Genomic DNA, 12484 nt, shown 5'->3' on the forward strand with positions numbered 1-12484 from the left:
GCACCTATGGCTTGATATAGCTGCCGAACAGCACCTCGTAACCTACATCGAACCCGTTCGCCGTGCGCGCCAAAGCCCGCCGCATCACCGAGGCTGGCACCGGGCGATGCCCGGCACGCGGCGTCTGCGCGCCGATCGCTTTCAAAGCCCGCAGAAAATCCCTGCCACTTGCATGATGCTCGACAAACATCTCCGCCTCGATTTGCGCCCGCCACGGAAACGCACGCGCCTCGGGATAATCATGCAAGCCGCCCGCCTCGCCCAGCACCGCCCGCCATTCCGCGAACGTCCCTGCCCCCAGCGTGGCGAAGCGCATTTCGCCACCTCGGGCCAGCATCGCCGCCAGCCGCTCCAAAGATGTCGGCAAATCCTCAAACCATTGCATCGCCAGGCTGGAGACGATCAGCTCGAAGCACCCCAACCCTGCATCCGGCGCCTGCCCATCCATCCGCAGAAACCGCCCGCGCCCTCCCAGGCGCGCTTCGCAAACCGCCAGCATTTCAGCGGAAATATCCGTCAGCACCAACTCCGCCTGCGGAAACAGCCGCGCCAGATGCTGGCTCAACCCGCCCGTCCCGCAGCCGATTTCCAGAATCCGCCGTGGCGCCCCGCCCAGCCTTGCCGCCAGTGCCGCCGCCACACGCGGCTGCACCTGCGCGATCTCGTCATAACGCGTCGCCGCCTTGGCGAAATGCCGCGCGATCAGGCTCACAGCAACCGCCCGATCGCATCCGCCAGCGCGTCGATCTCGCTTTGCGTATGCAGTGCGCACAAGGCCAGCCGCAAGCGCGACGTGCCGGCCGGCACCGTCGGCGGGCGGATCGCCACCGTCGCGAACCCATCCCGTTCCAAAGAGGCCGCCAGCGCCAGAGCTTTCGCCTCCTCGCCCAGAATCAACGGGACGATCTGGGTGAAACTCTCGCCCGTATCCAGCCCCATCGCCCACAGCCGCGCGCGCAGATGCGCTGCCAGCCCGTGCAAATGTGCCCGCTCAGCCGCCATTTGCGGGATCAAATCCAGCGCCGCGTTCATCGCCCCCAGCACCGCCGGCGGCAGGGCGGTGGCATAAATCACCCCCCCGCAGCGATTGACCAGATACTCCCGCAGCATCGCCGAGCCCGCCACATAGGCGCCGAACCCGCCCAGCCCCTTGCTGAACGTGCCCATCGCCAGCCCGTTTTTCAGCCCATGCGCCAGCCCGAAGCCGGTCTCGCCCAGCACGCCGGTCGCGTGCGCCTCGTCGATATAAAGAAACGCCCCGAATTTTTCCGCCAGCGCCTGCAGGGCGGCCATATCCGGCCCGTCCCCATCCATGGAAAACACCGACTCGGTGATGATGAAGCGCGGCCGGTCCAATTCCGCATCCCGCGCCAGCAGTTCTTCCAGATGCTCCAGATCGTTATGCCGGAACCGGATCTGCCTTACCCCGGCCGCGATGCAACCTTGGATCAGGCTGGCATGGTTCAGCCGGTCCGCATAAACCAGCGGCGCCGCGCCCAGTGTTTTCACATCCAGCAGTGCCGGCAGCAGCGTGAGATTGGCCTGCGCGCCGGAGACGAACACCAAGGCCGCCTGCGCCCCCTTCCCCGCCGCCAGCTTGGCCTCGATCTCCTCCAGCGGCGCCAGATTTCCCGCCACCAGCCGCGAAGCCCCGGCCCCGGCGCCGAAACGCTGAGCATAATCCCGCGCCGTCTCGATCAGCGCCGGATGATGCGCCAGGCCGAGATAATCATTGGAGGAAAAATCGATCAGCGCCGGCCCGTCACCATAGCGCAGCCGCGCGTTGGGCAGTTTCACCACCGGGCGCAAGCGGCGCCTGCGCCCGGCCGCGGCCGCCTCGTCCAGCGCCCGGCCCCATAGCTCGTCGAACTCAAACATCGGGGCCGGGTCTAGCCCAAAAGGCCTGGGGAGCGAAATCTAGCCTAAGGACGATGGTCCTGGGCATCCGCCCCTTTTTTGTAAAAAAGGGGCGGCCCCAAAAAACTTTTGGAAGTTTAAGGCTTTGTCTTAGGCCGCGAAATCCAGCCCGATATCCAGCACCCTGGCGCTATGCGTCAGCCAGCCAGCGGAGATCAGATCCACCCCGGCCTCGGCAATCGCCGGGGCGGTCTGGGCATTGATCCGCCCGGACGCCTCCGCCACCGCCCGCCCGGCGATCATCCCCACCGCCTCGCGCAACACATCCGGCCCCATATTATCCAGCAAAATCGCATCCGGCCCGAACCGCAGCGCCTCTTCCAGCTGTACCAGATTATCCACCTCGATCTCGATCTTCACCAGATGCCCGGCATAGGCCTTGGCCGCCTGCATCGCTGGCTCCACCCCGCCGGCAATGGCGATATGGTTGTCCTTGATCAAAATCGCATCATCCAGCCCGAAGCGATGATTCGCCCCGCCCCCGGCCCGCACCGCATATTTCTCGGCAAAGCGCAGCCCCGGCGTGGTCTTGCGGGTGCAGGAAATCCTGGCCTTGGTATGGGCGATGGCCCGCGCTATGCCGTTGGTCGCACTGGCAATGCCCGAGAGATGCCCGAGGAAATTCAGCGCCACCCGCTCCCCGCTCAGCAGCGCCCGGGCATTGCCGGAAATCCGCGCAATCTCCACCCCCGGCGCCAGCGCCGCGCCATCCTGCAGCACGGGCTGAAAGCTGATCTCGGGATCGATCAGATGAAAGGCAATGCGGGCGAAATCCAGCCCCGCCAGCACCCCCTCCTCGCGCGCATTCAACACCAGAGCGGCTTGCGCATCCGGCGGGATCACGCCCTCCGAGGTCACATCCCCGGCCCGGCCCAGATCCTCCAGCAGCGCCGCCCGCACAGCGGGTTCGATCATGATATCGGGAAGTTTCGTCACACTCATCATCAAGCCGCCTGAGACAAAGGTTGGTCGATGCGCGCATGCGCCCCGACGGAATGTTTACGCGCCCGCGCCGCCTGCACGATGGCCAGCGACAGCTCGGCGGCGGGATTACCGGCCATTGCCGCCAGCGCCGCCTCGGCCCGCGCCAGCCCGGCTTCCGAGCGCATTACCCCGCAATCGGCGGACATGATTTCGCGCACAGCTTCAGCGTCAGGTGCCGGCGGGGCCGCCATGTCCGGCAGCGACCGCAATGGGCGCGCTGTCATCCCGGCCATCACCCGGCCCGCCTGCGCCCCGCAGATCGCCGCCTCCAGCAGCGAGTTGCTGGCCAGCCGGTTGGCGCCGTGCAGCCCGGTGCAGGCCACCTCACCGGCGGCGAACAGCCCGTCCACATCGCTGTGGCCATCCGAATCCACCGCGACACCGCCCATATGATAATGCGCCGCCGGGCGCACCGGGATAGGGTCGCGCGCCGGATCAATCCCAGCCGCCAGGCAGGCGGCCTGGATGGTCGGGAAATGGTTCGCGAAATCCGCCAAGGGCCGCGCATCCAGATACACTTTATGCCCGGCCGCCAGATGCCCGAACACGCCCCGCGCCACCACGTCACGCGGCGCCAGATCCCGCCCGTTCATGAAATGCGCCCCGGTTTCGTCGATAATCCGCGCCCCTTCGCCGCGCACGGCTTCCGAGACCAGCGGGCAGGGAAAGCTCTCGCTTGCCAACGCCGTCGGGTGGAACTGCACGAATTCCAGATGTTTCAGCCCCGCCCCGGCCGCCTTCGCCAGCATCAGCCCCTGGCCGATGGCGCCCGCCGGGTTGGTGGAATAGCGAAACAGCCCGCCAATACCGCCCGTCGCCAACAGCACCCGGTCCGTCGCCAGATTGAACAGGCGCATACCCTGGCGCAGCTGCACCCCCTCGACCCCGGCCTCGCCGACGAAAATCCGCGTCGCCACCGCCTGGAGCAGCGTGATCGAGGGCGTCTGCGCCATTTTTTCGATCAGCGCGCGCATGATCGTCGCCCCGGTCTGGTCGCCGCCGCCATGCAGGATGCGATGGCGGGAATGCGCCGCCTCCAGCCCCAGCGAGAGTGCTCCATCCGGCCTGCGGTCAAACGCCACGCCATAGCCCAGCAGCGTGTCCACCAGAGCCGGCCCGGCGCCGACAATCCTCTCCACCGCCGCGCGGTCGCACAAGCCCGCCCCGGCAGCCAGCGTGTCCTGGATATGGAGCGCGACATCGTCATCCGCCCCCACCGCAGCCGCCATGCCGCCCTGGGAGAGCCAGCTCGCCGCCCCCTCGCCCAGAGGCCGCGGATTGATCAGCGTCACCGGCGCCGGGGCGGCTGCCAGCGCCGCCATCAGCCCCGCCACGCCGCCGCCGATGATGGTGATCATTTGACCGCCAGCATCCGCTCGACCGAACGCCGCGCCGCCTCGAAATGCTCGGCCGGGATGGTCACTTCGGTCCGCATCTCCTCCAGCGCCGTGCGGATATTGCGCAACGTGATCTTCTTCATATGCGGGCAGAGATTGCAGGGGCGGACAAACTCCGTCTCCGGCGCACCCTGGGCGATATTATCGCTCATCGAGCATTCGGTGATCAGCGCCACCCGGGCGGGTTTCTTCTCGCGAACGAAATCCGCCATCACCGCGGTCGAGCCTGAGAAATCCGCCACATCCACCACTTCAGGCGGGCATTCCGGATGCGCCAGCACCACCACGCCGGGATGCTGGGCCCGCAGCGCATGGATATCCTCCGGGGTGAAGCGCTCATGCACCTCGCAATGGCCCTTCCAGGCGATGATCTTCACCCCGGTTTCCTTGGCGACGTTCTGCGCCAGAAACTCATCCGGGAGCATGATCACTTCCGGCACGCCCAGCGATTCCACCACCTTCTTGGCATTACCCGAGGTGCAGCAGATATCGGAGGCGGCCTTCACCTCGGCGGTGGAATTCACATAGGTCACCACCGGCCGGCCGGGATAGCGGGCGCGCATCAGCGCCACATCGGCGGCGGTGATGCTGTCGGCAAGCGAACAGCCGGCCTCGCTGTCGGGGATCAGCACGATCTTGTCAGGGTTCATCAGCTTGGCGGTCTCGGCCATGAAATGCACGCCGGCCAGCAGGATCACATCCGCATCCACAGTCTGCGCCTCGCGCGCCAGCGCCAGGCTGTCGCCGACAATATCCGCCACGCCGTGGAAAATCTCCGGCGTCTGGTAGTTATGCGCCAGGATGACGGCGTTGCGGGTTTTTTTCAGCTCCAGAATGGCCTTCGCGTCCTCCTCCATCGCGGCCCATTCGAAGGGCGGGATCACGCGGGAGACACGGTTATAAAGCTGGTCCAGCGGCATGGCGGCTCTCCATTTATACTCAACATGAGTATAATCATTGGGCCGGTTATACTCAGAGTGAGAATAAGCTTCAAGTCAATTTTCTTACAGGCGCGGCGGCAGATCCCGCACGGCTGCCATGTGTGGAGGGCTTAATATTTGCAAAAGTTTTTGGTGCAGCTTTTTTTCAAAAAGCTGCGAAAAACGTTCGGGGTGGTGACGACGCCGTTGCACACACACGAACCTTCTGTGGCCCTTTTTGAAAAAAGGGCCACGCCCCAAAAACTTTTGAAATTTAGCGCACCAGCGGCAGCTTCGTCCCCGACAACCCCCGCTCCGCCAGCACCTCCGCCCGGAACCGGAACAGCTTCGCCGGCCGCCCCGCCAGGCCCGAGGCCAGCTCGCCAGTTTCCTCCACCAGATTCTGCGTCTCGATCAGCCGGCGGAAATTCGGCTTATGCAGGCTCTGCCCGGCCAGCGCCTCCATGCTCTGCTGCAATTCCAGCAACGTGAATTCCTTCGGCAACAACTCAAACACCACCGGACGATATTTGATCTTGGCGCGCAGCCTGGCAATCGCCGTGGCCAGAATCCGGCGATGGTCATGGGTCATTTCCAGCCCGGTGCCGGGGAGAACATGCGCCTGGGTCTTGCGCATCGCCTCGGGCAGCAATCCGGCCTCCCACAGCAATTCGTAGCGCTGCAAAACCAGCTCTTCGTTCCAGCCCTCGCCTTCGGGGAACAGCCAGGCCAGACGCGCCCGGCGCGTCGGCTCTTCCCCTGCCCAGCCCTCCAGCGCCGCTCGCAAAGGCGCCAAGGACGGCGGCCCCTTGCGGGCATCCTCCCAGGGGAAATACTCATACCATCCCCGCCATTGCGCGCCGGGATAGGAAGCGCCGACCTCGCGGGTCAGCCCCAGATACGAAATCGAAACGCTACGATCCGCGCCCCCGCGCTGGTCCGCGAAGGTGTAGAGCTGTTCCACATAGCCCAGCGGATGATGGGTCTGCGCCTCCACCCAGGCGCGCAGACCCGCCTGCAGGCTGCGATGGCCGGTCTGCAACGGGCCCGAGGGCAGCGCAAACCCGTCCTCGATGGTCAGCACGCGCGGCTCCCCGCCGGTCACGGCGACCAGCACCGCGATCAGATCCGCCTGCACCCCGCTATCCGGCATGGTCAGAACAGGAAATAGCGTTGCGCCATCGGCAGCACTTCGGCCGGCTCACAGACCAGCAGCTCGCCATCCGCCCGCACCTCATAGGTTTCGGGATCGACCTCCAGATGCGGGGTGGCGTTATTATGGATCATCGAGGCCTTGCCAATGCCCCCGCGCACATTCTCAACCGGCGCCAGCGGGCGGGAGAGTTTCAGCCGCCCGCCAATATCCTCCGCCAAAGCCGCCTGGGAGACGAAGAGCAGCGAGGATTCAATCCCCGCCCGGCCATAGGCGCCGAACATCGGCCGGTAATGCACCGGCTGCGGGGTGGGGATGGAGGCGTTCGGGTCGCCCATCTGCGCCATCGCAATCGAGCCGCCCTTCAGCACCATATCCGGCTTGATGCCGAAAAAGGCCGGGCTCCACAGCACCAGATCCGCCAGCTTGCCGGTCTCGATGGAGCCGACATGCCGGGAGAGCCCCTGCGCGATGGCGGGGTTGATCGTGTATTTGGCGATATAGCGCTTGATCCGGGCATTATCGGCCGCCCCGTCCCCGGCCAGAGACCCGCGCTGGATTTTCATTTTATGCGCGGTCTGCCAGGTGCGGATGATCACCTCGCCGACACGGCCCATCGCCTGGCTGTCGGAGGAGAACATCGAGAGCACGCCGAGATCATGCAGAATATCTTCGGCCGCGATGGTCTCCTTGCGGATGCGGCTTTCGGCGAAGGCGATATCCTCGGGGATCGAGCCGTCCAGATGATGGCAGACCATCAGCATGTCCAGATGCTCATCCAGCGTGTTCACCGTGTAGGGCCGGGTCGGGTTGGTGGAGCTGGGCAGCACGTTGGGCAGGGCCGCCACACGGATGATATCCGGCGCATGGCCACCGCCGGCCCCCTCGGTATGGAAAGCATGGATGGTGCGGCCCTTGAAGGCGGCGATGGTGTCCTCGACAAAGCCGCTTTCATTCAGCGTGTCCGAATGCAGCATCACCTGCACGTCGAACCGGTCGGCCACACTGAGGCAGTTATCGATGGCGGCCGGGGTGGTGCCCCAATCCTCATGCAGTTTCAGCGAGGACGCGCCGGCGCGGATCATCTCCTCCAGCGCCTCCGGCCGGCTGGCATTGCCCTTGCCGGTGAAGGCGATGTTCATCGGGAAGGCTTCCGCCGCCTGCAGCATACGCGCCAGATGAAACGGCCCCGGCGTGCAGGTGGTGGCGGCGGTGCCGGTGGCGGGCCCGGTGCCGCCGCCGACCATGGTCGTCACCCCGCTGGAGAGCGCTTCCTCGATCTGCTGCGGGCAGATGAAATGGATATGCGCATCGATGCCGCCGGCGGTGAGGATCTTGCCCTCGCCCGCGATCACCTCGGTCCCCGGCCCGATAATGATATCCACCCCCGGCTGCACATCCGGATTGCCGGCCTTGCCGATCTTGCCGATGCGCCCGCCGACGATGGCGACATCCGCCTTCACGATGCCCCAATGGTCGATGATCAGCGCATTGGTGATGACGGTATCCACCGCCCCTTGCGCGTTGGTGATCTGGGACTGGCCCATGCCGTCGCGGATCACCTTGCCGCCGCCGAATTTCACCTCCTCGCCATAGAGGGTGAAATCCTTCTCCACCTCGGCGAACAATTCCGTATCGGCCAGCCGCACCCGGTCGCCCACGGTGGGGCCGAACATATCCGCATAAGCGGCGCGCGTGATTTTCGCCATTACTCAGCGCTCCCCATGGTCAGGCCGCGAAAGCCGTAGATTTTGCGCGCCCCGCGGAAAGGCACCAAGGTCACTTCCCGGCTCTGGCCGGGCTCGAAGCGGATCGCCGTGCCGGCCGCGATATCCAGCCTTTTGCCTTGCGCCGCGGCGCGGTCGAACACCAGCCCGGCATTGGTCTCGGCGAAATGATAATGCGAGCCCACCTGGATCGGCCGGTCGCCCTTATTGGCCACGAGAATGACGGTCTTTTCCAGACCTTCATTCAGCTCGATCTCGCCTTCGGGCGTAAAAACCTCGCCCGGGATCATCGGATCGGCTCGTGCACGGTGACAAGCTTGGTGCCGTCCGGGAAGGTGGCCTCCACCTGCACGTCATGGATCATCTCCGCCACCCCTTCCATCACCTGGTCGCGGGAGACCACATGCGCCCCCGCCTCCATCAGATCCGCCACCCGCCGCCCATCGCGCGCGCCCTCGACCACGAAATCCGTGATCAGCGCCACCGCCTCGGGATAATTCAGCTTCACCCCGCGCTCGAGGCGCTTGCGCGCGACGATGGCGGCCATCGCCACCAGCAATTTGTCTTTTTCTCGCGGTGTCAGAATCACAATCTTGCCCCTCAGCTTTGCCAGACGCGCGGCAGCCCAAATTCGCTTAATATCGCCAGCGCCGCAACCACAGAGCGACGAAGCGTGATCGCATCCGGCGCCAGGATGCGGGCCAGCAGCAGATCATCATGCAGGCTCACCCCCGCGCCGGGCAGTGCAGCGCGCAAGCCGGGCAGTTTCGCCGCAAGGTCAGGCCCGATGGCGAACAGGCTGGCCATCGCCCGCGCCCCGCCGGCCAGCCCCGGCTGGTCGAGCTGGGCGAACAAATCCCCCTCCAGCCGCGCCACATCGCGCCAGAGAGTCTTGCCGGCGCGGGTGATGCTGATGCGGTCTTTCAGGCAGCCGGAACGCAACGCCTCGCCCATCGCCAGCCGCCCGAAGAGCAGGCTCTCCACCCCGACCAGCGTGGCGCCGGGGGCGATGTCGATGTCTAGTTGCCGATCCAGGGAAAACCCGTCGAACAGGATGGTTTCCTGCGGCAGGTAGAACAGGCGGGCCTCCGGGGCGAGGGTCAGGCGGGTGCTGATACGCGCCGGGGCCTCGCCCAGCGCCCGATAGATGCGCTCCGCCGCCTGCGAGGCGAACATGCAGCACGCACCCGCACCTAGATCCAGATGCGTTTCCACCGCGTCGCCGCTGGCGATGCCCCCGGAAATATTGATCGCCACCAGCTCGGGGATTGGCCCGCTCCGCAGCAGCCGGGCTTTCAGGCAGCCTTGCTGGTAGAAGCTGCGCAGCCGGGTGCGCCCGTTCTGCGCAGCCAGCGCCAGGTCCAGCCGGCCCGCCGCGCGTTGGTGCGGGGCGGCGCGCAGCGCGTCGCGGGCGGAGATATGAGTCATTGGCCCAGCATGAGCAAGGCTAAAGACCGGGGCAAGGGGGCAAATGACTTAGCGGCGGTGGGAGAAATTATAAACGTTTTTTGGTGCCGCTTTTTTGAAAAAAAGCGGCGAAAAATTTTGGGGTGTTGGCAACGCCGTTGCCAACACCCCAAATGTTTGTGGGGGGCTTTTTGTAAAAAGCCCCCCACACCCCCCAAAAACTTTTGCAAACTTAAGGCTAAGTCCTGCCCCATAAATACAAAGGGGAGGCTAAAAGCCTCCCCTTTGCGGCGCCGCGCCAACACCCCCAGGCGATGTTGCGAGCTCGGGCGCCACCGCCCCAACAGCTTTTATCCGTATCGGCTGTGGGAGCGGGTCTCAGAAGCGCAAGGCGAGCTCCGCCTGCACGGATTGGGTGTGATCACTGGCGGCCAGCGCGGCCTCGTAGCGCAGGCTGAGCTGCCAGGCCCCGCGCCCGATGGTGAGCCCGGCGCCAAGCTGGGCACTGACCGGGGAGAGATGCGTGGCGCTGGTGGAGGTCAGGCTGCCATCAGCGGCGACAAGGCTGGTCGAGGCGCCAGGATTGGTGGCATTCACCGTCACCCCCAGCAGTGCCCGCGGCACAATCTCCACCCCGCTGGCGGTCAGGAAGCGTTTCGCCACGCTCATCCGCAGATAGGGCGCGACATAAGTGCCGGAGGCGCTCTTGGTCTGCACCGCGAATCCCTGGGTGGCGGCCGTTTCAGAGAGGGCGCCGAGGCTGATATGGGTGATACGCAGCCCGATGGCGGGACGCAGGACCAGCCCGTTCAGTTCGATGGGCAGCGCCGCCTGCAAGCCGCCCGAGATCAGCCCGCCGGTGCCTTTGCCGATGGCATAGCCAGCCCCGGTCGGCCGGGTAGTGCGATCCGTCAGCAGCCCGCCGGAGAGCGCGCCGTTGATCTCGACCCGGCCGAGGCCAAAGCCGCCATAAAGCCCCAGCCGCACAGCCTGCATCGAGGTCTTGCCGGATTGCTTGTCCAGCAGATCCTGCTGGTCATAGCCCACCGCGAAACCGATCCGGCCATTCCCCAGCTTCCGGTCCAGCCCAGCCAGAACCCCGCCACCCTGGGCGGAATAGGCGCTGGTGGAGAGATCCGTGGCGCTGGCCTGCACCCAACCACCCAGCCGGCACATCCCGGCTGCCAAAGCGGTGGCGAGATTGCCCGCCTCACCGGAGGCTTGCGGCACCTGGATGGAGCAGAACTGGCCGGTGCCGGACGCGGGCGGGGCCAGCAGGGTCTGGGTCAGCGCGTCGCCGGACAGCGCCTCATCCTGCGCCGCATTGGCGAAGAGGCTGGCATCCTGGGGGGCGACCACAACGCTCTGCGCCAGGCTGAGCAGCGGCACGGTCTGGGTGGTGGTGGAGGTAGTCGTCACCGTGGCGGCGCTGGCGAGCGCACTGGGGGCCAGGCTCTGCGCCGTGCTGACCAGGAGCGGGCTGGCCGCCGGGCTGCTCGTCAGGGTGCGGGCATGCTGGGCCGAATCGGTGCTGACGATGCTGGTGAAATCCCCGCTCACCCCACCGGCGGCGTTCAGGAAGGCGTAGGTCCCCGGCGCGTAGGTGCCGGGCGAGAGCACATAGGCCAGCGTGCCGCCAAGCTGGGCATGGCCGGTGACGATGAGCTGATTCATCCCGGTTGGGGTGACGACAACCCGCAGCGTGCCGGTCGCCCCTTGGGTAAAATTGCCCTGGATGGTCAGAGGCGTGCCGACCAGCCCGGCGGTCAGCGTGCCGTTATTCGTCACCTGCCCCACCGCCCAGTTGCCGGTGACGGTCCAGGCCGCGTTCGGGGCCACAGTCAGGCTGCCGGCCCCGAAATTCACGATCGGGCTGGAAAGATCGCCATGCCCGGCGAGGGTGATGGCACTGGCGGTGCCGGTGCCATCAATGGCGCCGTTGATCTGGGCCCCGGTGCCGAGCGTCAGGCTGGAGGCGCCGTTATGCAAGGCGATGGCGCTGCCCCCGGTGCCGGTGACCATACCCGTCTCGTCGATGGTGACCGCGCCGCCGACCAGAATGCCGATGCCGCCGGTGATGCTGCCCTGATTATTGATGACACTGCCCGCCGTCGCCGAAACCCCGACAACGCTCCCGGTGATCTGTCCGGCCGCCGCATTGGTCAGGCTGCCCGCCGCGCCGAGCTTCACCCCGACGACGCCGCCATTGATGTTGCCCGCATTGTCGAGGCTGGCGCCGTTGGTGAGCTGCACGCCGGTCTGGCCGCCATGGATCAGCCCGGTATTGGTGATCTCGCCGCCATGGCCGATATCGATCAACCCGACCGTGCCGCCGGCAAGGCTGCCGCTATTGGTCACAGCGCTGTCGCCCATCAGATAGACCCCGAAGGCGGGCCCGGTGATCAGCCCGGCATTATTGATGCTGGAGCCGCTGCCATTGGCATAAACCCCGGCGCTGGCGCCCAGAATGCGGCCGCTGGCCTGGTTGGTGAGGGTGCCTCCGGCAAAGAGCGAGACCGCATCGCCAGTGCCGGCGGAAATCTGCCCGCTATTGGAGACACTGCCCGCCGCGCCACCGGTATAGACGCCGATATGGCCGCCGAAGATGGAACCGCTATTCGCCACGCTGCCCCCCTGGGTGAGGCTGACACCGTCAATGCCGCCGCCAATGGCGCCGCTATTGATCACACTCACCCCGGCGCCGTTGCCCTGTACCGCATAGCCCGGCGCATCGATGATGGCGCTGTTGATCAGGGCGCCATTGCCGGGCAGCGCAATGCCGATGGCGGTGCTGGAAAGCAGATTGGTGGTGTTGTCGATGGCGCTTGGTTGCTGGGTCTGCGCCATCGTCGGCTGGACGAGCGAAATGGCGGCAGGCAGAGCCAAAACCGGGGCGCAAACGGTCAGCGGCGCCTTGCGCGCGAGCCTCCTCAGGGTGGTCATGGGATGGGGGTCTTTCAACAAGCCCCCATTTTGCGG

The 12484-nt window shown here is 65.9% G+C and carries 11 protein-coding genes; all 11 read right to left on the reverse strand.

What is annotated here, in order from left to right; genetic code table 11:
• Positions 1-4 precede the first annotated feature (4 nt).
• On the reverse strand, positions 5-712 hold the full coding sequence (locus tag T331_RS17030) for a methyltransferase domain-containing protein (protein WP_051622022.1): 708 nt from the start codon (positions 710-712) through the stop codon (positions 5-7).
• The gene (locus tag T331_RS0102110) at positions 709-1878 is read right to left on the reverse strand and encodes an aminotransferase class I/II-fold pyridoxal phosphate-dependent enzyme (RefSeq protein WP_026438840.1); all 1170 of its coding nucleotides are present in this window, start codon (positions 1876-1878) and stop codon (positions 709-711) included. Before T331_RS0102110 ends, T331_RS17030 begins: the two co-directional genes overlap by 4 nt.
• Positions 1879-2007: 129 nt before the next feature.
• The gene (nadC, locus tag T331_RS0102115; protein ID WP_026438841.1) at positions 2008-2862 is read right to left on the reverse strand and encodes a carboxylating nicotinate-nucleotide diphosphorylase; all 855 of its coding nucleotides are present in this window, start codon (positions 2860-2862) and stop codon (positions 2008-2010) included.
• Complete coding sequence (locus tag T331_RS17035) at positions 2862-4259, reverse strand: L-aspartate oxidase (protein WP_035178768.1); 1398 nt, start codon at positions 4257-4259, stop codon at positions 2862-2864. Before T331_RS17035 ends, nadC begins: the two co-directional genes overlap by 1 nt.
• Positions 4256-5218, reverse strand: a complete 963-nt coding sequence (gene nadA, locus T331_RS0102125; protein ID WP_026438842.1) for a quinolinate synthase NadA — start codon at positions 5216-5218, stop codon at positions 4256-4258. The genes T331_RS17035 and nadA overlap by 4 nt, the downstream gene beginning before the upstream one ends.
• Positions 5219-5492: 274 nt before the next feature.
• Positions 5493-6371 (reverse strand): NUDIX hydrolase, encoded by an 879-nt coding sequence (locus T331_RS0102135; RefSeq protein ID WP_026438843.1) that lies wholly within the window; start codon positions 6369-6371, stop codon positions 5493-5495.
• A 2-nt stretch (positions 6372-6373) separates the two neighbouring features.
• Positions 6374-8080 (reverse strand): urease subunit alpha, encoded by a 1707-nt coding sequence (ureC, locus tag T331_RS0102140; RefSeq protein WP_026438844.1) that lies wholly within the window; start codon positions 8078-8080, stop codon positions 6374-6376.
• Positions 8080-8388, reverse strand: coding sequence for an urease subunit beta (locus tag T331_RS0102145; protein WP_026438845.1), 309 nt, complete (start codon positions 8386-8388; stop codon positions 8080-8082). The genes ureC and T331_RS0102145 overlap by 1 nt, the downstream gene beginning before the upstream one ends.
• Positions 8385-8687, reverse strand: coding sequence for an urease subunit gamma (locus T331_RS0102150; protein ID WP_008493223.1), 303 nt, complete (start codon positions 8685-8687; stop codon positions 8385-8387). Before T331_RS0102150 ends, T331_RS0102145 begins: the two co-directional genes overlap by 4 nt.
• A gap of 11 nt (positions 8688-8698) precedes the next feature.
• Positions 8699-9526, reverse strand: a complete 828-nt coding sequence (locus T331_RS0102155) for an urease accessory protein UreD (RefSeq protein ID WP_035178770.1) — start codon at positions 9524-9526, stop codon at positions 8699-8701.
• Between the two features lie 357 nt (positions 9527-9883).
• Entirely contained in the window at positions 9884-12448 is a 2565-nt protein-coding gene (locus T331_RS0102160) for an autotransporter outer membrane beta-barrel domain-containing protein (RefSeq protein ID WP_026438847.1), read from the reverse strand.
• Between the last annotated feature and the right edge of the window lie 36 nt (positions 12449-12484).

It is taken from the genome of Acidocella facilis ATCC 35904 (assembly GCF_000687875.1).
GTDB lineage: Bacteria > Pseudomonadota > Alphaproteobacteria > Acetobacterales > Acetobacteraceae > Acidocella > Acidocella facilis.